Below are 19,001 nucleotides of genomic sequence, written 5' to 3'. Positions count from 1 at the left end.
GGCGGGGGTAAGAACGGTATCCGCGTCTTTGCCGATGCCAACTTCTCACAGAGCAATATGAATGCCGACGGCCTCTACTGGACCGAAAGCACCCTTGATGCAGGCAATAAACTCAGCATCATCAGCGGGCGCGATACCAGCCTGATTGGCGCACAGGCCAAAGGCGACAGCGTGTTGATGGACGTCGGCCGCGACCTGACCGTCAGGTCGCTACAGGATACCGACGACTACAGCTACGAAAGTTTTTCACTCAACGTCAGCGGCAGCTACGGCTCAGGCTTTGATATGAGTCTGGGTCTGGTGATGGACAAAATGGACCGCACCTGGGCCAGCGTCAATGAGCAGGCCGGTATTTTTGCCAGCAAGGGCGGCTATGACATCACCGTTGGCGGCCACACCCAGCTCGACGGCGCGGTGATTGCCTCTGAGGCCACCGCCGATAAGAACAACCTCGACACCGGCACGCTCGGCTGGAGCGATATTAAGAACAAGGCCGAGTATGACGTCAGCCATATGTCAATCAGCGTCGGCACCGGCGGCGGCGCGCCAATGGGCTTCCCGGGCGTACCGACCACGCCGATTGTGGTGATGTACGGCGAGAAAGCCTCGAGCACCACCAATTCGGCGATTGCGGCGGGCAATATCACCATTCGTGATAAAGCCAACCAGCAGCAGGACGTGGCAGCGCTCAGCAACGATACGCAGAATGCCAACGACGTGCTGGATAAAATCTTCGACGCCGAGAAAGAGCAGAACAAGCTAACGGCGATTACGCTGGCGGGTGAGATTGCGCAGCAGGTCACGACCATCGCCACCAATATCGGCGTGAAGGCCGCGCAGGATAAAGCGACCGAAGAAGCGGATGCGGGTAAAGAAGCCGCATCCAAAGACCCGGCCATTCAGGCTCAGGCGCGAGAGGATTTGGCCAAGCAAAATATCACTAACCCGACGCAGGAGCAGCTTAACGAAGCCACCTATAACGTGGTTTACAACGCCGCTTACCAGAAAGAATATGAAGTTCAGATGAAGAAGTATGGCACCGGCAGCGACGTAGGCCGTGCCATACAGGCAGCCGGTGCAGCGCTGTCGGTAGCCATGGGCGGCGGCAGCGTGGGGAATGCGGCAGCGGCAGCTTCGGCACCGTATCTTGCTCACGAAGTGAAAAAGCATACGGAAGGTAAAGTAGCCAATGCTATTGCCCATGCTATTGTCGGTGCGGCGGTTGCGCAAGGTTCAGGTACTAACGCGCTGGCAGGTGCTACGGGTGCAGCCAGCGGTGAGTTGATAGCACAGATTATTATTAAAGAGCTGTATGAGGGCAAAAAGCCAGAAGAACTGACGGAAGCCGAGCGTAAAACGGTGGCAGCCCTGTCGTCGATAGCCGCAGGCGCGATTGGTGGCGTGGCTGGAGATAGTTCGGAGTCAGTGGCTACGGCGGCTGGAGCTGGGAAGAATGCGGTGGAGAATAACTCTTTAAGTACCCTAGTCAAAGCCGGAGAGAAAGCGCTGGAATCCTGTGTTAAGAATGCGACATGCCGCTCAGGCATGAATCAGATGGGGATATCCATAGGGTTAACTAATTCGCAGATAGAAGAAGCGATGAAAGCCGGTGCTACCAGAGATCCTGCGCAAATAGCAAACCTGTCACCAGAGCAAATCGTGTATTTGGATGCTCAGATTAAGAGCGGTGCAGGAATGGCCGGGCTGATACTGGGGAGCGTGACGTGGGGAGACCGGCTGAATGTTCCAACCCATACTGGTGGCAATCAGATAGTAGAGTCAGGCCCAACCAATACAGGCGGAGATCAATTACCGGGGCAAGGCCCGACTCATACCGGTAATAATGATGGTCAGGTTGATACCGGGCCGAATCATACGGGTAATAATACGGGGGCTCCAGATACTGGAAATCTACCTGGAACACCAATTCCTGAGCAACCAAGTATTGATGATATTGCTTATATTGCGGGTGGGTACGAGCCTAATAAAGGTACTATCGGTAATATGGGCGAGTTCCTGAATCAGCCTGGTTTTGGGAGTGATATCAAAGAAAGTACGCATAAAAGCAGTCAACAATATCAAGGGCAGAGTGTATATAAAGCAACAGGAAATGTTGGTGAATATATCAAGAAAGGCGACCAGTTTTATCTAGATGGTCAGCACAAAAATCATCTAGAAGTTTTTGATAAAAGAGGTAATTTTAAAGTGGTTTTGAACCTTGATGGTACTATAAATCAGACTAAAACTGATGCTGCTGTGGGTAGGAAATTAAAATGACCAATATAAATAAGATTAAAAATGCAATCCAAGCTCTAGCTGAACATAATTCCAGCTTCTCTGACGATAATTGGAGCATTAATTATAAGTTGGATTTGGATAAAGAATTACGCGGCGAGTTAGCTAAGTTACAGATAGAGTTAGATCTTTTAACTAATGCTATTCAAGAAAATGATTTGGACACTGCTAAGTATGCCTTAGTTATGGCTCGGATCTTCTCTCTTAACTTATCGAACTTCTTTTTAAATATATTCGAAGATATAGAAAAAGTGGGTTGGTCCGAAGAGTTTAAATTACCAACGCTCCCCGAAGGTTATCAAATACCCGAACGCTATAATTATCCTAAGAAATAAGTAAAATCCCAGCCCTTGTGGCTGGGATTTTACTTACTGTTTACTCTGTAACAGCCCGGATCACCAGTTGCCCTTGCTCGATGGCCACAGTAACCGGCGTATTCGTCGCAAACCTGACCTCTTCGAGCCAGTCGCTCTTCAGATGCAGGCTGGGATGATGGGTTCTGCGGTTCTCATGGTGAACGCTTACGTAATAACTACCCGATCTGCCCCTGAAATTATTCTCGCGCAATTACGCCATCATTTAATTTTTTTGCGATACATCCCCAAAATCCAAAATTCCCCGTCCAAAAAGCCTTTCCACCAATTGACCCGCCCTATGGGGAAATATACAGTATCTGCGCAGGCGGTTTTTCTGCCCGCAAAAAGCAAAACCCCGCAGTGCGCTAACACTAACGGGGTTTCTAACCACAATGTTAAAAGAGGTAACACCATGGCTATTTATGAGCATAACCAAACTCGTCCTAAATTTATACTCTCCATCCGATCTAATTTTCGATCCAGATCGAATAAACGATCTTCTGTTTCAGTCGGTTACCGGCTAAGCGGGGAACAATCCCATGCTTAATAGCGTTGATTCGACCTCTACCGAACAGCTAGAACTGGCTGAACAGTGCCTTGCCCTTGTCTCTGCGATAATTAACCTTGATGAGGCTTCGCTAACGGAGTCACTCCAGTTTATTCTGCATGAGAAACTGGCCGCTTTATACACGGTATTGTCCGCCAATAATCGCTAATTTCCAGTAACCCCCCACCAATAGACGTCGCTGTGCGTCTATTTTTGCGCCTAGAGTTAAGTGATATGACGTTTTGGCCGATACAAATAGTCGGCCACCGCCATTTTGATTTATCGTTCCATATGGGAAAATGGAATGCGTTTAGCAAACCTGAGTTAAGTGGCTTGATTTGGTCACCGCGGTTTCGATAGGCTAAAAACGGCAGCAAATAATCGTTATGGTCATAAAAGAGAGGGCCGGGTGGATAAGAAAATTTACGCACTGAGTGTGAAAATCGGTAAAAAACTGAGCGAAACGGGTCAATGGCTGACCTGTGCTGAGTCTTGCACCGGCGGGCTTATTGCTGGCTCTATCACTGATGTTGCCGGTAGTTCTGCCTATTTTGACCGTGGATTTGTAACGTATAGCAATCAAGCCAAACACGATTGGCTTGGGGTGAAACTGCAAACGCTGGCGCAGTGGGGGGCGGTAAGCGAACCTACGGTTCGTGAAATGGCGATGGGCGCATTGAAAATGGCCAATGCGGATATTGCGGTATCGGTCAGCGGTATTGCCGGGCCCGATGGCGGAACGCTTAATAAGCCGGTCGGTACCGTATGGTTCGGTTGGGCCAGCCGTGACGGAAGGGTAATGGCCAGCAAGAGAATCTTTGCTGGTAATCGCCAGCAGGTGCGCCAACAGGCGGTCTACTATGCCTTATCGGTTATCTTGGAAAAATTTCTGTAAAACTCACTTGATACTGTATGATTATACAGTATAATCGTTTTATCGCTTTAGACATTAAAGTCCCAAATTAATCTATGACTATGGAGTCCCATAATGGATGACAACAAAAAAAGAGCTCTTGCCGCTGCACTAGGGCAGATTGAAAAGCAGTTTGGTAAAGGTTCAATCATGCGTTTGGGTGACACCCAATCACTTGACGTTGAGTCTGTTTCTACTGGCTCCCTGAGTTTGGATATCGCGCTGGGCATTGGTGGTTTACCAATGGGCCGCGTTGTTGAAATCTTTGGGCCTGAATCATCGGGTAAAACAACGCTGACTTTATCCGTTATTGCTCAAGCGCAACGCGATGGAAAAACCTGTGCGTTCATCGATGCTGAGCATGCTTTAGATCCAATCTATGCAACTAAGCTAGGCGTTCAGATTGATGATCTGTTAATTTCTCAGCCCGATACCGGCGAGCAAGCGCTTGAAATTTGCGACGCTCTGGTTCGTTCCGGTGCCGTTGATGTGATTATTATTGACTCCGTTGCCGCATTAACGCCTAAGGCTGAAATTGAAGGCGAAATGGGCGATTCTCACGTTGGTTTACAGGCTCGTCTGATGTCTCAGGCGCTACGTAAACTCACCGGCAATATTAAAAACGCAAACTGTCTGGTTATCTTCATCAACCAGATCCGTATGAAAATTGGCGTTATGTTCGGTAACCCAGAAACCACAACCGGCGGTAACGCACTAAAGTTCTATTCTTCCGTACGTCTGGATATTCGTCGCGTAGGCGCTATTAAAGACGGTGACGAGGTTGTGGGTAACGAAACCCGCGTTAAAGTCGTAAAGAACAAAATTGCTGCACCGTTCCGTCAGGCTGACTTCCAAATTCTGTACGGTACTGGTATTTCTAAAGAGAGCGAGCTGATCGATCTCGGCGTGAAACACAAGCTGGTTGATAAATCTGGTGCATGGTATGCCTATAACGGCGATAAAATCGGTCAGGGCAAATCTAACTCAATGAAGTTCTTACAGGAGAATCCTGCGATTTCAAGTGATTTAGAAAAGCGCTTACGCGAGCTGCTGCTGGGTAATAATCCGATTGTTGCCGTTGCTACTGGTTCGATTGACGATGATGAAGAGCTACCTGAAGGCGAAGAGATTTAATCTCCGCGCATTAAGCTAGGAATTAACTAAATGAATTCACTATTACCGCGGGCTATGAGGTTACTTTCTCAACGCGATTATAGTGAGCAAGAGATGCGTCGCAAGCTTGCGGCGCATTCTCCTTTTGACCGCACAACAGAAAAAATTCCTGTCTCGCAAGAATCCATCGATAACGTGATTGAATATTGCTATCAACATAGCTGGCTTAATGACGTTCAGTTTACCCAACGCTTTATCGTGAGTCGCAGCCGTAAAGGCTATGGTCCCCAACGAATTCAGTCTGAATTACAGCAAAAGGGTATTGGTCGAGATGAGGTTCGCCGGGCGCTGTCTGAAAGTGACGTGGACTGGTTTGAAATGGCCAAAGATTTAGCTATTCGCCGTTTTGGTTCGCCGTTGCCAGCCGACTGGAAGGCAAAATCTAAAGTTCAGCGTTACCTCTCTTATCGAGGGTTTACGCAGGACGAAATTCAGTATGTTTTTACGGATTGTGAATAATAAAGCCTTAGCCGATTTACTTCCCATCAAAGAAATTTTATCTTATGGCTACTTTTAATTTGTAAGCCGCCCGTTTTGCTATAAATCCGGTGATGATTGACTTACAAATAGCCTTCTTTTTATTAGCCAGATATCGGAATCCATATGAGCAAGAGCACCGCTGAGATCCGTCAAGCGTTTCTCGATTTCTTTAATAGTAAAGGCCATCAAGTTGTTTCCAGCAGCTCTTTGGTACCCAATAACGATCCAACGCTGCTGTTTACCAATGCAGGAATGAACCAGTTCAAAGACGTTTTTCTCGGTCTTGATAAGCGTTCATATACCCGGGCGACGACTTCCCAACGTTGTGTTCGTGCTGGCGGTAAACATAATGACTTAGAAAACGTAGGTTATACCGCTCGCCACCATACATTTTTTGAAATGTTAGGCAACTTCAGCTTTGGTGATTATTTCAAGCATGATGCCATCAACTTTGCCTGGGAACTACTGACCGGCGCTGAGTGGTTTAATCTGCCAAAAGAGAAGCTGTGGGTAACGGTTTACGCAACGGATGACGAAGCTTACAACATCTGGGCAGATGAAATCGGCGTTCCGCGCGAAAGAATTATCCGCATCGGCGATAACAAAGGTGGGGCGTTTGCTTCAGATAACTTCTGGCAAATGGGCGATACCGGTCCTTGCGGTCCTTGTACTGAAATATTTTTCGACCATGGCGATCATATCTGGGGTGGGCCTCCGGGGTCGCCTGAAGAAGACGGCGATCGTTATATTGAGATCTGGAACATTGTATTTATGCAGTTTAACCGTCAGCAAGACGGAACAATGTTGCCATTGCCAAAACCTTCAGTCGATACCGGCATGGGCTTAGAGCGTATTGCCGCCGTACTGCAACACGTTCACGCTAACTATGAAATTGACCTGTTCCGTACCTTAATTGCTAAAGCGGCAGAAGTGACTCAGGCGAGCGACCCGGATAGCAAATCTCTACGGGTTATTGCCGACCATATCCGCTCATGTGCATTTCTGATTTCAGACGGTGTTGTGCCGTCGAACGAAGGTCGTGGCTACGTTCTGCGCCGCATTATTCGCCGTGCGGTTCGTCATGGTCATATGCTGGGTGCGACCGAGACCTTTTTCTACAAATTAGTAAAACCACTAATTTCTGTGATGGGTAGTGCGGCCGATGAGTTAGCGCGTCAACAGGTAATGGTTGAACAACTGCTCAAAACTGAAGAAGAACAGTTTGCCCGTACCTTAGAACGCGGCTTGGCATTGTTAGACGAAGAGTTAAGCAAGTTAAGCGGTGATACCCTTAACGGCGACGCTGCTTTCCGCCTGTATGACACCTACGGCTTCCCGCTGGACCTGACTGCCGACGTATGCCGTGAGCGCAACCTCAAGGTTGATGAAGTAGGCTTTGAGAAAGCGATGGAAGAACAACGCCGTCGTGCTCGCGAATCCAGCGGATTCAGCGTTGACTATAGCAATATGATCCGCGTGGAAAGCGCTACTGATTTTAGCGGCTATGAGCATTTAGTTCAGTCATCTAAGGTTATCGGCCTGTTCCTTAACGGCCAGCCGGTTGATGCTATTCACGCCGGTCAGGACGCGGTTGTGGTCCTTGACCGCACGCCATTCTACGGCGAGTCAGGTGGTCAAGTTGGCGATGTCGGCATATTAAAGTCAGGCAAAGCGCAGTTTGAGGTGCGGGATACCCAAAAGTACGGGCAGGCTATCGGCCATGTGGGTCGCCTGACTGGCGGTGAATTATGCATTAACGATAGTTTAGACGCGATGGTTGACGCAGAACGCCGTGGTCGCATTCGTTTAAACCACTCAGCAACTCACCTGTTACATGCGGCTTTGCGTCAGGTCTTGGGCGATCACGTTGCTCAGAAAGGCTCATTAGTTAATGACAAATACCTGCGTTTTGACGTTTCTCATTTTGAAGCGATGAAACCAGCACAGCTCCGGGCGGTTGAAGATTTAGTTAACCAACAGATTCGACGTAATTTATCTGTGGAAACTCAGGTGATGGATCTGGAAGAGGCAAAAGCTAAAGGCGCGATGGCGCTGTTTGGTGAAAAGTATGATGACAACGTTCGCGTGCTTTCAATGGGCGATTTCTCCACCGAACTGTGTGGCGGTACGCATACTGATGCGACCGGTAATATAGGTCTATTCCGAATTACGTCTGAATCAGGTATTGCAGCCGGTATTCGCAGGATTGAGGCCGTTACCGGTGAGAATGCTATCGTTGCCGTGCATCAGCAAAGCGATGTGCTGAGCGAAGTTGCCTCTTTAGTGAAAAGCGATAACGCTAGCCTGATTGAAAAAGTCAAAGCGCTGCTGGAACATGCTAAAGCGGTAGAGAAAGAGCTTCAGCAGATGAAAGACCAACAGGCTGCAAAAGAAAGTTCATCGTTAGTAGGCAATGCGGTTGATGTGAAAGGCGTGAAGCTTTTAGTCAGCCATTTACATAACGTTGAGCCTAAAATGTTGCGTACCATGGTTGATGATATTAAAAACCAGCTGGGTTCTGGCATCATTGTTCTAGCGACGGTGCATGACGATAAGGTGAGCCTTATTGTGGGCGTAACCAAAGATTTAATTGATCGGGTGAAAGCCGGTGAGCTAATCGCGCCTATAGCGCAGATGGTTGGCGGTAAAGGTGGCGGGCGACCTGACATGGCTCAGGCCGGTGGTAGCGATGTTACCGCACTGCCTGCAGCGCTGGCGACGGTTGAAAGTTGGGTTTCAGCGAAGCTATAAATTACCAATATAAAGTACCCAGGACACGTCGAACGATAAAACGCGGTTTGTTGAGTAAGGCGTGTTCATTTAGTAAATATTTTTCGTTGCATATAAAGTAGCGCAAATCTGAAAAGTTGACTAAATTTAAGTAAATACGTGTTCTTATCTTTATTATCCATAGCATTTGTAAGCATTAATAGTTTAGATTAATGGATATAATCGCTTACGTTCTTTGGGTATATCGTGGATAATGGGCTGAATACAAAAAAGGGCAATTGTCTTTTAATCTTTCAAGGAGCAAAGAATGCTTATTCTAACTCGTCGAGTTGGTGAAACGTTAATGATAGGTGATGAAGTTACTGTGACCGTTCTAGGCGTAAAAGGTAATCAGGTTCGTATTGGTGTTAATGCGCCTAAAGAAGTTTCTGTTCATCGTGAAGAGATCTATCAACGAATTCAGGCTGAGAAGTCACAACAGTCGACTTTTTAAGTCATCGGCGCGTCTTGCTTATCTAAGTAAGGCGCGTTAGTTTCGCTCTATTCCTGCGTTTTCTCGGTATTTTTTCTTAATTTTCATCGCGAATTTTCCTGTGTTCTTTTGCGGTGTCAATGACCCATCTGCATCTGATTCATTCTGTTCAATTTATCACCTTTCTTGGTTGTGAATTGCTCTTGTTGTTTGCTTAGTGCGCAAACAAACGCAACATTGGAAAAAGTATTTGACTTATAAGTGCGGGAAAGTAATATGTGCGCCACGCAGTCCCGATATAGGTCGTTCAAATATCAGTACGGCAACGAGCAGTAACGTGGTGAGGTGGCCGAGAGGCTGAAGGCGCTCCCCTGCTAAGGGAGTATGCGGTCAAAAGCTGCATCGAGGGTTCGAATCCCTCCCTCACCGCCATTTTTGCACCAGTAGCTCAGCTGGATAGAGTACTCGGCTACGAACCGAGCGGTCAGAGGTTCGAATCCTCTCTGGTGCACCATATTATCAAGTATCGTTTTATTAAACGGTATCAAAGCAGATGAAGTAACGGCGTCTGCGTCAGGAATTAGAACGCACCAGTAGCTCAGCTGGATAGAGTACTCGGCTACGAACCGAGCGGTCAGAGGTTCGAATCCTCTCTGGTGCACCATATTATCAAGTATCGTTTTATTAAGCGGTATCAAAGCAGATGAAGTAGCAGCGTCTGCGTCAGGAATTAAAACGCACCAGTAGCTCAGCTGGATAGAGTACTCGGCTACGAACCGAGCGGTCAGAGGTTCGAATCCTCTCTGGTGCACCATTCTTCTTCGTTTCAATGCTAATCTATAAACTCTCCCTGAATCATCACAACGTTTGTTTTCCTCGATTATTTTATTAATAGCCTACTTTATTCAAATAGCTAAATTCGGTTTTGTTCCCAAATATTGATAAGCAGACAGTGTTAAAAAAGACCTGATGTGCTGGTGCCAGCACGGGATCCTGACGCGCTCACAGGCTATTGGACGGGTTTTGGCTCAATCGGCATTGAGATACCTGATAAGCGTCTGACGTGTTAGAAGAGGGTATCTATAAGCTTTGTAGGCCGGAAAGCCAGAATCACTAATCTGCCCACTATGTTAACCAATGATCCCCCTGATAATTTCTGCAGCGCTTTCGGAAGCTTGTATTAATCTGCTATCTTAAACTGTGTTTAACTTGGGGATGCTAACTCTCAAATAAGTTGATAAATGTGCCGTGGCCTGTCTATTTGGCTTAGTCTGCTATAATAGTTGAGGGTTTCCATACTATATAAAGGTTACTATCTATGTCATCTTATTTTGCTACTACCAATAAACAGGTTCGCCGCTATGGCGTTGCATTATGGGCTGGATTCCTTGGCGGTAATATAGCTAGCTTCGTCAAGTGGGGAACGGAGAATCCGCTGCCGCCAAGAACGCCGGATAGGGCAATTCCTCCAGCGGAGATGCTGCGAGACTTTGGATTTCAAGTGAATGAGATGATTTACACCTATTCTGGCCATCTGGTTAATTGGGGAGTGGCCGGTGTTCATCATCTTTTTTCGCTCTTTTTTGCCATGTTCTATTGTTTCGTGGCGGAAATCTTCCCACAGATAAAGCTCTGGCAAGGCGTTGCTTTTGCCATCTTAATTACCATTGTCTTTCATGGACTTGTATTACCAATTGGCGCATGGGCACCACCAATATGGGAATTGCCGTTGGATGAACTTATATCTGAAACGTTTGGCCACATTGTCTGGATGTGGGCAATAGAAATTTTCAGAAGAGATATCAGAAACCGAATCACTCACAGCCCCGATCCTGAATATCAATAATAGAGGTATAGGCCTCTTGGGTGAAATTGGCTGACGCCGGACTTTTGGTTATACCGATCCTATAGTTTGAGTCAGCCGTTTTCTATCGTTAGTAATTTTTGGGGTGGTTTTTACCCGATAGCGGCCGTTGGCTGTCGGGTTAATGGTGTACGGGCCGGTATTTGATAAAGCTAAATTAAATCTCGGTGGGTGAGCTAACGCGCTAATATCTCGTCCGCTCGCTGAACATTCATCTGAACAGAGACTGATTTGTCGCTCTCTACGGTTGTATTGGGTGATATCAGTGTTGCTAGGCGCTTATGGTTTCTGCACGATGGAAACGAGTGTTATGATCCATTTCTCTGGTTAGTAATCTGCGTGGATAAAAATCGAAATCGTAGGTGCAGGCCTTAAGTTTCAGAAAATGATAGATTATAAATAAGATCTTATTTATTTGTTGTTTAGTGGTTATTTAAAGTGTTGTTTTATTGGCTGTTAATCTTGTTGTTTAATCTGGCTTTTTTGAATTTTCTTTATTTTAATTGCGGTTTTAAATGGCCTTTAAGATTTCTGGGTTTTTATTTTTGAGATATTCTATGTTGACAGTAAAATCTTGCTTGAATCTTTTGATGATCGAAAAGTCATTATAAACATATTGTTGCGATAAACTCTCGATTGTAGGTGTTTCTTTTGTAATGTCATTTAATTTTGATGGCGAAATGATAAGAAATTGATAATAATATTGTTTAATATTAATGCGTAGGCCTGGTGTGTTATTCCATCATTCAATTTTTGATTTAATTTTTATTTTTTTGTTAGCGTAAATGAGGTGATAAAGCCAAGAATGTCTTTATCAAACGGGTTAATAGTATGGCGTTTACATTAAGTGATTGTTAACGAATGGTAGCAATCCTAATGGTTACTAATTTTGATGAAAATTTTATTTTTAATGGTCATATTTTAGATATAATTAATATATTGAATGACTGAATACCAGTTGTTTATCTAACATTGGGCACAGACTGACGATCTAAAGGGCTAATGTCCCTATGTAGAGATGCTTTGCGTTGTTTAGGAATATTCCCATATAACGCAGTTAACCAATGAATACTCATAACCGCGGGCAATGATGCCCTATCAGGAAATACAATGTCTAAAACTATGTTGCTGTATAAAAACGTAAGCGCGCTTTCTCGCGATAACCATAAATCTCTGAAGCTGAAGCCGGTAGAAGGGCTGGCAGTGGCGGCTGAGACTCACTGGATGCCGGTTGCCGGCGCTGAGTTTTATCCATCATCGCATCATTATCCTATCGTGTTTATCTCCGAGGGTGAAAAGGGCAAAGAGGTAATTACACCAATCCTGCTGTTAGGGCTTGAAGTTGGTCGTAATGACTATATGTCAAAAGATTTTACTTGGAAGGCGAATACTTACTTACCTGCATTTGTTCGTCGTTATCCGTTTGTGATTGCGACCCAAGACACTAAGTCAAAAGATTTTACCCTGTGTTTTGATGCTGATTTCGCCGGATTTAATGATAAAGAAGGTAAGGCTTTATTTAACGAAGACGGCACCAATAGTGAGTTTTTAAACGAGACAATTCAGTTTATGAATGGGTTTAACGTTGAAATGGAACGTACCCGTGAGTTTGCTAATTTGCTAAATGAGTACGAGCTATTAGAAACGCGTTCTGCTGATATCCGTAGCTCTACCGGTGTGCCGTTCCAGGTTCAGGACTTCCTGCTGGTGAGTGAAGAGAAACTCTCTAAACTAACGGGCAAGCAGTTAACCACGCTTAATCAGAAAGGGTATCTTGGCTGGATATTTGCCCATTTAATGTCTCTGGCTAACCTGCCTAATTTACTTGATATGCATTTGGCAAATAAGAAAGCTAAATAATAAATAGTTAGTATCGCGGTTTCAGCGGTGGAGGTTTGCTTCCCCCGCTGGAATTTTCAGAAGTGTATGGCAATCGCTATTGTCAGCATTCAGCGTGGAACGAATAAATTCAGCCTTCACGTCGAAATGGTACCCCCGACAGGAATCGAACCTGTAACTAGCCCTTAGGAGGGGCTTGTTATATCCATTTAACTACGAGGGCGCAGCGTGGCCAAGAGTATACCCGCTTTTATTCGGATATTCAGCAGGCGGATAGCTGTTTGTTCATCTCGTAATCAATTATTCTAAAATAGCTCAAATTGGTAACGTATTTTATCAAATTGGTTATTTGACCGAGTTCACATTCTGCCCAGTTTCTCATTTAGTGTTTGATCTGACCCCTTATTTTACTCATAAATAGGTACTTCACAGCTTGGTGTCAGGCTACGAGCCTTGCTAAGGCTGTGCTATGATACTGCCTAAATTTCCATTAAGTTTATGTAATCACCATGCTGGAAGCGCAAGAACTTAGCTGTATCCGCGATGAAAGGGCTCTGTTTTCAGAGCTTAGCTTTGCTATTCGTCCGGGAGAATTAGTTCAAATTGAAGGGCCTAACGGCGCGGGTAAAACCAGCCTATTGCGTATTCTTGCTGGGCTATCTAGCCCGGAGCAGGGTGATGTTGTATGGCAGGGTGAGTCAATTCGCCGTAATCGCGATGGTTATCATCAGGCGCTGTTGTATATCGGCCACCACGCCGGCGTTAAAGAAGTACTTACTCCGTTCGAAAACCTCTCATTTTTTCAAAAAGCCTGCGCTCAAAGCAATGGTGCTAAAAAAGATGACGATGCTATCTGGCAGGCCCTGTTTCAGGTAGGGCTGGTAGGTTATGAAGATGTACCCGTCGCTCAGCTTTCCGCCGGGCAACACCGGCGGGTGGCGCTTGCCCGTCTGTGGCTTAGCGATGCGCCGTTATGGATTTTAGATGAACCCTTGACCGCCATCGATAAGCAAGGGGTTGCGCATTTGGTAAGCCTGTTTGAACAGCACGCAGAGAAGGGCGGAATGGTGGTGCTAACAACCCACCAAGACATGATAAGCGCTCGCCAACCGATTCGTAAAATTAAGCTGACCGGTGGAGTGTGGCGCTAATGTTTATCTCTATTTTGCACCGTGAGCTGAAAATAGCGATGCGCAAAGGATCTGAAATTATCAATCCTCTGTGGTTCTTTTTAATCGTGATTACGCTGTTCCCACTAAGTATTGGCCCGGAGCCGCAGCTTTTGGCGCGCATTGCACCCGGCGTTGTGTGGGTTGCGGCGCTGTTGGCGTCGTTGCTTTCACTGGAGCGGTTACTGCGTGATGACTTCCTAGACGGCTCGCTGGAACAGCTTATACTGCTGCCGATACCGCTGCCGTTAACTATTTTAGCTAAAGTCTGCGCGCACTGGCTGTTGACCGGTTTGCCGCTGCTCATTTTGTCTCCGTTGGTTGCGTTACTTTTATCCTTTGATTACGCAACCTGGACTGCCGTAGCGTTAACGCTGCTGTTGGGCACGCCAACGCTAAGTTTTATTGGTGCGATTGGTGTATCGTTAACCGTTGGTCTAAGAAAAGGCGGCGTACTGCTAAGCCTTCTAATATTGCCTCTATATATTCCGGTACTGATCTTTGCCACGTCTGCTATAGACGCCGCATCGATGTCGCTGCCGATTAATGGCTATTTGGCTATTTTGGGCGCCATTCTGGCTGGAACGGCAACCTTATCACCTTTCGCTGCATCTGCTGCCCTAAGGGTTAGCGTGCAATGACTGAGTTGAGAATGATTAACCAACTATTTTAATTAAACTAAAGTGTGAGCAAATACGATTATGTGGAAGTGGCTACATTCATTCGCTAAACCCGAGACGCTGTACCGTCTTTGCGGTAAGTTCATCCCTTGGCTGGCGACTGCCGGGGTGTTGTGTTTATCGGCCGGTTGGATCTGGGGCTTTGGTTTTGCGCCTTCAGACTATCAACAGGGCGACAGCTTTAGAATTATTTATATCCACGTACCGGCTGCAATCTGGTCCATGGGTATTTATGGCTCAATGGCGATTGCTGCATTTATCGGTCTGATCTGGCAAATTAAGTCAGCGGATATGGCCGCTTCAGCAATGGCACCGGTGGGCGCAGTGTTTACCTTTATTGCGTTGGTTACCGGTTCAGCCTGGGGTAAACCGATGTGGGGAACCTGGTGGGTATGGGATGCCCGTCTGACCTCTGAACTGGTATTACTGTTTTTATATCTGGGTGCCATTGCGCTATATAATGCGTTTGAAGACCGCCGTTTGGCCGGTCGTGCTGCCGGTATTTTAGTGTTGGTCGGGGTGGTTAATCTGCCGATTATTCATTTTTCTGTCGAGTGGTGGAATACCCTGCATCAGGGTTCGACCAATATGCAGCAGACCATTGACCCGAGTATGAGGCCGCCGCTTCGCCTGTCTATATTTGGTTATCTATTCTTCTTTATTACCTTAACCCTGATGCGGTTACGTAACTTAATTCTTGCTCACGATCGTTTGAAGCCGTGGGTTGAATCACTGACAGGCAAGGAGGCTCGCTAATGACACCCGCATTTTCTTCATGGCAGGAATTTTTTGCGATGGGAGGCTATGGCTTCTTTGTCTGGCTGGCCGTTGCCGCCACGCTGCTTTCTTTACTCGCACTGGTTTTTCATACCCGCTGGCAGCGTAAACGGCTATTAACTGAAATTCAGCGTCGCAAATCCCGGGAAGCTCGGATCGAAAATGCGAAGAACCAGCAAGAGGCCACATTATGAACCCGCGTCGTAAAAGTCGAATGTACTTGGCTCTGGCCGTATTGATTGGCATGGCCGTGACGATTTCTTTGGTGCTTTATGCGTTACGTTCAAACATCGATCTGTTCTATACGCCGGGTGAGATTGTTTATGGCAAAGGTGAGCAAAAAATTAAGCCGGAAGTGGGGCAGCGCCTGCGTATCGGCGGCATGGTCATGCCGGGTTCAGTGAAGCGCGATCCTCAATCGCTCAAAGTTATTTTTAAAGTCTACGATGCCCGCAGTGCAATTGACGTGCAATACGAAGGTATTTTGCCCGATCTATTCCGTGAAGGTCAGAGCGTGGTCGCTCAGGGCGTGTTTGAAGAAAATAACGTTATTAATGCTAAAGAAGTGCTGGCTAAGCATGATGAGAACTACATGCCGCCGGAAGTTGAAGATGCGATGAAAGGCAACCACCAACGGCCACCGGAATCTTATAAAAACGCGTCATCTTCTCAAGCAACTTCAGCATCGTCTCAGAGGAACGCTAAATGATCCCTGAGCTAGGTAATTTTGCCCTTGCGCTTTCGGTCGCGTTGGCTCTGTTGTTAAGCATTTACCCTTTAGTAGGCGCGTATAAACAAGACGTACGCATGATGGCCGTTTCCCGGCCGTTAACCTACGGCCTGTTTGCTACCACGCTGCTGGCTTTTTGCTGTCTGGTTTATGCTTTTATTATTAATGATTTCAGCGTGGTGTATGTCGCGACTAACTCCAACAGCCAGCTACCGGTCTATTTCCGCATGGCAGCGGTTTGGGGCGCTCACGAAGGTTCTCTGCTGCTTTGGGTGATGCTGCTGTCTATCTGGACCACCGCCGTTGCGCTGTTTAGCCGCCGTATGCCGATGGATGCCGTAGCCCGGGTTTTGTCGGTGTTGGGAATGATTAACGTCGGCTTTCTGCTGTTTATTATTCTGACGTCAAACCCGTTCCTGCGAACGCTGCCGATGTTCCCGATTGATGGTCGCGATTTAAATCCGCTGCTGCAAGACGTTGGGCTGATTTTTCATCCTCCGTTACTGTACATGGGGTACGTTGGTTTCTCAGTAGCCTTTGCTTTTGCTATTTCCTCTCTGATGATTGGGCGTTTAGATACCGCATGGGCGCGCTGGTCGCGTCCGTGGACCATGGCTGCGTGGATCTTCCTGACGTTAGGCATTGTGCTGGGTTCTTTCTGGGCCTATTACGAACTGGGCTGGGGCGGATGGTGGTTCTGGGACCCGGTAGAAAATGCCTCTTTGATGCCGTGGATTACCGGTACTGCACTGCTTCACTCTTTAGCCGTAACTGAAAAACGCGGAACCTTTAAAGCCTGGACCGTATTGCTGGCGATTGTGGCGTTTTCCCTCTGCCTGCTGGGCACGTTCCTGGTTCGATCTGGAATTTTGGTTTCAGTTCACTCATTCGCTTCCGATCCTGAGCGGGGCATGTTTATTCTGGCCTTCCTGACCGTGGTGATCGGCGGTTCATTACTGATGTATGCCATTAACGGTAGCAAAGTGAGTAAAACCAAAGTCAGTCATGAGTTTTTCTCTCGGGAATCTTTCTTGCTGGGTAACAATATTTTACTGCTGGCCGCCATGCTGGTGGTACTGCTTGGTACTTTACTGCCGTTGGTGCATAAACAGCTGGGCTTAGGCTCTATTTCGGTGGGCGAACCGTTCTTTAACTCCATGTTCCTATGGCTGATGGTGCCGTTTACCCTATTGCTTGGCGTAGGCCCGCTGGTGCGCTGGCGTCGCGATGAGCCGTCTAAGCTGGTAAAACGCCTGGTGCTGGCTGTGGTGGTAACCTTAGCCGTGGCTATTGGCCTGCCGTGGTTTTTACAAGATAAAATCGTGGTCATGACGGTAGTTGGGCTGATGATGTCGGTGTGGGTTTTCGTTTTAACGCTGATGGAACTGCATGAGCGTTCAACCCATCGGCATAGCCTGTTTAAAGGCCTAAGCCATCTTTCCCGCAGCCATTGGGGCATGGTGATTGCCCATATGGGCGTAGCCGTGACGGTGTTTGGAATAGCCTTTAGCCAGAGCTATAGCGTGGAACGCGATGTGCGCCTGAAAGACGGCGATAGCGTAATGATCCATGACTATAAGTTCACGTTCCGCGACGTACGGTCAATTGAAGGTCCGAACTACACCGGCGGCGCGGGCGAACTCGACATTACCCGCAACGGTAAGCCTGAAGCGATATTACACGCTGAGAAACGCTATTATAAAGTCGCCGGTAGCATGATGACCGAAGCGGCAATTGACGGTGGTTTTACCCGCGATCTGTATGCCGCCTTAGGTGAAGAGCTTGGTGATGGCGCTTGGGCCGTCAGGCTTTATTACAAACCGTTTATCCGCTGGATATGGTTTGGCGGCCTCTTTATGGCGATCGGTGGTTTATTCTGCATGCTCGACCCGCGGTATCGTACAAAAAAACAGTTAATCAGTAAGGAAACAGTATGAATAAGAAATTACTGTTTATTCCATTAGCCGTATTTTTAGTGATGGTAGTGGCATTTATGGTTCAGCTACAGCGTAATGCCGACGGTGATGACCCGACGACGCTGGAGTCAGCGCTGATTGGTAAACCCGTGCCTCAGTTTAAGCTGGAGTCGCTGGATATCCCCGGCAAAATATACGATCAAGCCGTTCTGAATGACGGTAAGCCGATGCTGCTGAACGTGTGGGCGACCTGGTGTCCGACTTGCTATGCCGAGCACCAGTTTTTGAATAAGCTGTCGGCTCAGGGCATTCGTGTGGTTGGCCTGAACTATAAAGACGAGCGCCAGAAAGCGATTAAATGGCTCAACGATCTGGGTAACCCCTACGCACTAAGCCTGTATGACAATAACGGCTTACTGGGGCTGGATCTCGGCGTTTATGGTGCACCTGAAACTTTTCTGATCGATGGTAATGGCATCGTTCGCTATCGTCACGCAGGCGATCTCAACGAGCGTATCTGGGAAGAAGAGATTAAGCCTCTTTGGCTCAAATATCAGGGGAGTGGCTCATAATGCTTAAACGACTTTCATTTATGCTGTTTGGCATGGCTGTAACGTTTGCGACCCATGCCGCAATTGATACCTATAACTTCAAGTCTGTCGATGAAGAACAGCAGTTTCGTGAACTGACTAATCAACTGCGTTGTCCTAAGTGCCAGAATAACAGTATTGCTGACTCCAACGCCCCGATTGCCACCGATATGCGGGCAAAGGTGTTTGAGCTGATGGAGAAGGGGCAATCCCGTCAAGAGATTATTACTTATATGGTCGATCGCTACGGCAACTTCGTCACCTATGAGCCACCTGTGACTCCGGCAACCCTTATTCTGTGGGTGATTCCGGCTCTTTTTGTGGTTGTAGGCGGCGGAGCCGTGATGATGTTAGCCCGGCGTCGTAGAGATACGGCGTCACAGAGCGTATCTGGCGCGCTATCTCAGGAAGAGAAAGCGCGTCTGCTGACATTGTTGAGCGATAAAACCAGCGCGAAAGGCAGGAAATAA

19 protein-coding genes and 5 tRNA genes are annotated in these 19,001 nt (G+C 47.2%); 22 read left to right on the top strand and 2 right to left on the bottom strand.

Annotated features, from left to right (window positions below; genetic code table 11):
• On the top strand, positions 1-2,277 hold a 2,277-nt coding region (locus GVI43_RS12280; RefSeq protein WP_211959093.1), incomplete at its 5' end, for a VENN motif pre-toxin domain-containing protein.
• Positions 2,274-2,630: a hypothetical protein gene (locus GVI43_RS12275; RefSeq protein ID WP_159567149.1), complete on the top strand. Its 357-nt coding sequence runs from the start codon at positions 2,274-2,276 to the stop codon at positions 2,628-2,630. The genes GVI43_RS12280 and GVI43_RS12275, both read left to right, overlap by 4 nt.
• Before the next feature lie 40 nt (positions 2,631-2,670).
• Here the strand turns inward: GVI43_RS12275 and GVI43_RS12270 are convergent, their stop codons facing one another.
• The gene (locus tag GVI43_RS12270) at positions 2,671-2,862 is read right to left on the bottom strand and encodes a SymE family type I addiction module toxin (protein WP_159567148.1); all 192 of its coding nucleotides are present in this window, start codon (positions 2,860-2,862) and stop codon (positions 2,671-2,673) included.
• 328 nt (positions 2,863-3,190) lie between these two features.
• On the opposite strand from GVI43_RS12270, the gene GVI43_RS12265 reads away from it, so the two are divergent.
• The 12 genes from GVI43_RS12265 to GVI43_RS12210 all read left to right on the top strand — a co-directional run bounded on the left by GVI43_RS12265 (position 3,191) and on the right by GVI43_RS12210 (position 12,690).
• Positions 3,191-3,367 (top strand): hypothetical protein, encoded by a 177-nt coding sequence (locus GVI43_RS12265; RefSeq protein ID WP_159567147.1) that lies wholly within the window; start codon positions 3,191-3,193, stop codon positions 3,365-3,367.
• Positions 3,368-3,607: 240 nt separating this feature from the next.
• Positions 3,608-4,093 (top strand): nicotinamide-nucleotide amidase, encoded by a 486-nt coding sequence (gene pncC, locus GVI43_RS12260; RefSeq protein ID WP_159567146.1) that lies wholly within the window; start codon positions 3,608-3,610, stop codon positions 4,091-4,093.
• A gap of 93 nt (positions 4,094-4,186) precedes the next feature.
• Positions 4,187-5,245, top strand: coding sequence for a recombinase RecA (gene recA / locus GVI43_RS12255; RefSeq protein WP_211959092.1), 1,059 nt, complete (start codon positions 4,187-4,189; stop codon positions 5,243-5,245).
• Positions 5,246-5,275: 30 nt separating this feature from the next.
• Complete coding sequence (locus GVI43_RS12250) at positions 5,276-5,743, top strand: regulatory protein RecX (RefSeq protein WP_159567145.1); 468 nt, start codon at positions 5,276-5,278, stop codon at positions 5,741-5,743.
• A gap of 144 nt (positions 5,744-5,887) precedes the next feature.
• Positions 5,888-8,515, top strand: a complete 2,628-nt coding sequence (alaS, locus tag GVI43_RS12245) for an alanine--tRNA ligase (RefSeq protein ID WP_159567144.1) — start codon at positions 5,888-5,890, stop codon at positions 8,513-8,515.
• Positions 8,516-8,801: 286 nt separating this feature from the next.
• The gene (gene csrA / locus GVI43_RS12240; RefSeq protein ID WP_027275176.1) at positions 8,802-8,987 is read left to right on the top strand and encodes a carbon storage regulator CsrA; all 186 of its coding nucleotides are present in this window, start codon (positions 8,802-8,804) and stop codon (positions 8,985-8,987) included.
• A gap of 318 nt (positions 8,988-9,305) precedes the next feature.
• Positions 9,306-9,398, top strand: a tRNA-Ser gene (locus GVI43_RS12235).
• Positions 9,399-9,403: 5 nt separating this feature from the next.
• Positions 9,404-9,480, top strand: a tRNA-Arg gene (locus GVI43_RS12230).
• Between the two features lie 73 nt (positions 9,481-9,553).
• A tRNA-Arg gene (locus GVI43_RS12225) sits at positions 9,554-9,630 on the top strand.
• Between the two features lie 73 nt (positions 9,631-9,703).
• Positions 9,704-9,780: transfer RNA gene (locus tag GVI43_RS12220), tRNA-Arg, on the top strand.
• 504 nt (positions 9,781-10,284) lie between these two features.
• Positions 10,285-10,812: a YagU family protein gene (locus tag GVI43_RS12215; protein ID WP_159567143.1), complete on the top strand. Its 528-nt coding sequence runs from the start codon at positions 10,285-10,287 to the stop codon at positions 10,810-10,812.
• A 1,128-nt stretch (positions 10,813-11,940) separates the two neighbouring features.
• The gene (locus GVI43_RS12210) at positions 11,941-12,690 is read left to right on the top strand and encodes a SapC family protein (RefSeq protein WP_159567142.1); all 750 of its coding nucleotides are present in this window, start codon (positions 11,941-11,943) and stop codon (positions 12,688-12,690) included.
• Positions 12,691-12,817: 127 nt separating this feature from the next.
• On the opposite strand, the gene GVI43_RS12205 is transcribed toward GVI43_RS12210, so the two are convergent.
• Positions 12,818-12,892: transfer RNA gene (locus GVI43_RS12205), tRNA-Arg, on the bottom strand.
• A 286-nt stretch (positions 12,893-13,178) separates the two neighbouring features.
• Between GVI43_RS12205 and ccmA the strand changes: the two genes are divergently transcribed.
• Genes ccmA through GVI43_RS12165 form a run of 8 tightly spaced genes read left to right on the top strand, consistent with a single transcriptional unit; the run spans position 13,179 to position 19,001 of the window.
• Positions 13,179-13,820, top strand: coding sequence for a cytochrome c biogenesis heme-transporting ATPase CcmA (gene ccmA, locus GVI43_RS12200; RefSeq protein ID WP_159567141.1), 642 nt, complete (start codon positions 13,179-13,181; stop codon positions 13,818-13,820).
• Positions 13,820-14,479 carry a heme exporter protein CcmB gene (gene ccmB, locus GVI43_RS12195; RefSeq protein WP_159567140.1) on the top strand — a complete coding sequence of 220 codons (660 nt, stop codon included), beginning with the start codon at positions 13,820-13,822 and terminating at the stop codon, positions 14,477-14,479. The genes ccmA and ccmB overlap by 1 nt, the downstream gene beginning before the upstream one ends.
• Positions 14,480-14,539: 60 nt before the next feature.
• Positions 14,540-15,274 carry a heme ABC transporter permease gene (locus GVI43_RS12190; protein WP_159567139.1) on the top strand — a complete coding sequence of 245 codons (735 nt, stop codon included), beginning with the start codon at positions 14,540-14,542 and terminating at the stop codon, positions 15,272-15,274.
• Positions 15,274-15,489, top strand: coding sequence for a heme exporter protein CcmD (ccmD, locus tag GVI43_RS12185; RefSeq protein ID WP_159567138.1), 216 nt, complete (start codon positions 15,274-15,276; stop codon positions 15,487-15,489). The genes GVI43_RS12190 and ccmD overlap by 1 nt, the downstream gene beginning before the upstream one ends.
• Positions 15,486-16,004, top strand: a complete 519-nt coding sequence (gene ccmE / locus GVI43_RS12180) for a cytochrome c maturation protein CcmE (RefSeq protein ID WP_159567137.1) — start codon at positions 15,486-15,488, stop codon at positions 16,002-16,004. Before ccmD ends, ccmE begins: the two co-directional genes overlap by 4 nt.
• On the top strand, positions 16,001-17,962 hold the full coding sequence (locus GVI43_RS12175) for a heme lyase CcmF/NrfE family subunit (RefSeq protein ID WP_159567136.1): 1,962 nt from the start codon (positions 16,001-16,003) through the stop codon (positions 17,960-17,962). Before ccmE ends, GVI43_RS12175 begins: the two co-directional genes overlap by 4 nt.
• The gene (locus GVI43_RS12170; protein ID WP_159567135.1) at positions 17,959-18,513 is read left to right on the top strand and encodes a DsbE family thiol:disulfide interchange protein; all 555 of its coding nucleotides are present in this window, start codon (positions 17,959-17,961) and stop codon (positions 18,511-18,513) included. Before GVI43_RS12175 ends, GVI43_RS12170 begins: the two co-directional genes overlap by 4 nt.
• Positions 18,513-19,001 (top strand): cytochrome c-type biogenesis protein, encoded by a 489-nt coding sequence (locus tag GVI43_RS12165; protein ID WP_159567134.1) that lies wholly within the window; start codon positions 18,513-18,515, stop codon positions 18,999-19,001. Before GVI43_RS12170 ends, GVI43_RS12165 begins: the two co-directional genes overlap by 1 nt.

The sequence above is a fragment of the Budvicia diplopodorum genome (assembly GCF_009800925.1).
GTDB lineage: Bacteria > Pseudomonadota > Gammaproteobacteria > Enterobacterales > Enterobacteriaceae > Budvicia > Budvicia diplopodorum.
Note: the sequence above shows the minus strand (reverse complement) of the source record. Positions and strands in the feature narration are given on the sequence as shown.

Bases quoted from the DNA above. Each gene is read 5' to 3' on its own strand.
- GVI43_RS12275 (WP_159567149.1), top strand. From the start codon at position 2,274: ATGACCAATATAAATAAGATTAAAAATGCAATCCAAGCTCTAGCTGAA.
- GVI43_RS12265 (WP_159567147.1), top strand. From the start codon at position 3,191: ATGCTTAATAGCGTTGATTCGACCTCTACCGAACAGCTAGAACTGGCT.
- recA (WP_211959092.1), top strand. From the start codon at position 4,187: ATGGATGACAACAAAAAAAGAGCTCTTGCCGCTGCACTAGGGCAGATT.
- GVI43_RS12250 (WP_159567145.1), top strand. From the start codon at position 5,276: ATGAATTCACTATTACCGCGGGCTATGAGGTTACTTTCTCAACGCGAT.
- alaS (WP_159567144.1), top strand. From the start codon at position 5,888: ATGAGCAAGAGCACCGCTGAGATCCGTCAAGCGTTTCTCGATTTCTTT.
- csrA (WP_027275176.1), top strand. From the start codon at position 8,802: ATGCTTATTCTAACTCGTCGAGTTGGTGAAACGTTAATGATAGGTGAT.
- GVI43_RS12215 (WP_159567143.1), top strand. From the start codon at position 10,285: ATGTCATCTTATTTTGCTACTACCAATAAACAGGTTCGCCGCTATGGC.
- GVI43_RS12210 (WP_159567142.1), top strand. From the start codon at position 11,941: ATGTCTAAAACTATGTTGCTGTATAAAAACGTAAGCGCGCTTTCTCGC.
- ccmA (WP_159567141.1), top strand. From the start codon at position 13,179: ATGCTGGAAGCGCAAGAACTTAGCTGTATCCGCGATGAAAGGGCTCTG.
- ccmB (WP_159567140.1), top strand. From the start codon at position 13,820: ATGTTTATCTCTATTTTGCACCGTGAGCTGAAAATAGCGATGCGCAAA.
- GVI43_RS12190 (WP_159567139.1), top strand. From the start codon at position 14,540: ATGTGGAAGTGGCTACATTCATTCGCTAAACCCGAGACGCTGTACCGT.
- ccmD (WP_159567138.1), top strand. From the start codon at position 15,274: ATGACACCCGCATTTTCTTCATGGCAGGAATTTTTTGCGATGGGAGGC.
- ccmE (WP_159567137.1), top strand. From the start codon at position 15,486: ATGAACCCGCGTCGTAAAAGTCGAATGTACTTGGCTCTGGCCGTATTG.
- GVI43_RS12175 (WP_159567136.1), top strand. From the start codon at position 16,001: ATGATCCCTGAGCTAGGTAATTTTGCCCTTGCGCTTTCGGTCGCGTTG.
- GVI43_RS12170 (WP_159567135.1), top strand. From the start codon at position 17,959: ATGAATAAGAAATTACTGTTTATTCCATTAGCCGTATTTTTAGTGATG.
- GVI43_RS12165 (WP_159567134.1), top strand. From the start codon at position 18,513: ATGCTTAAACGACTTTCATTTATGCTGTTTGGCATGGCTGTAACGTTT.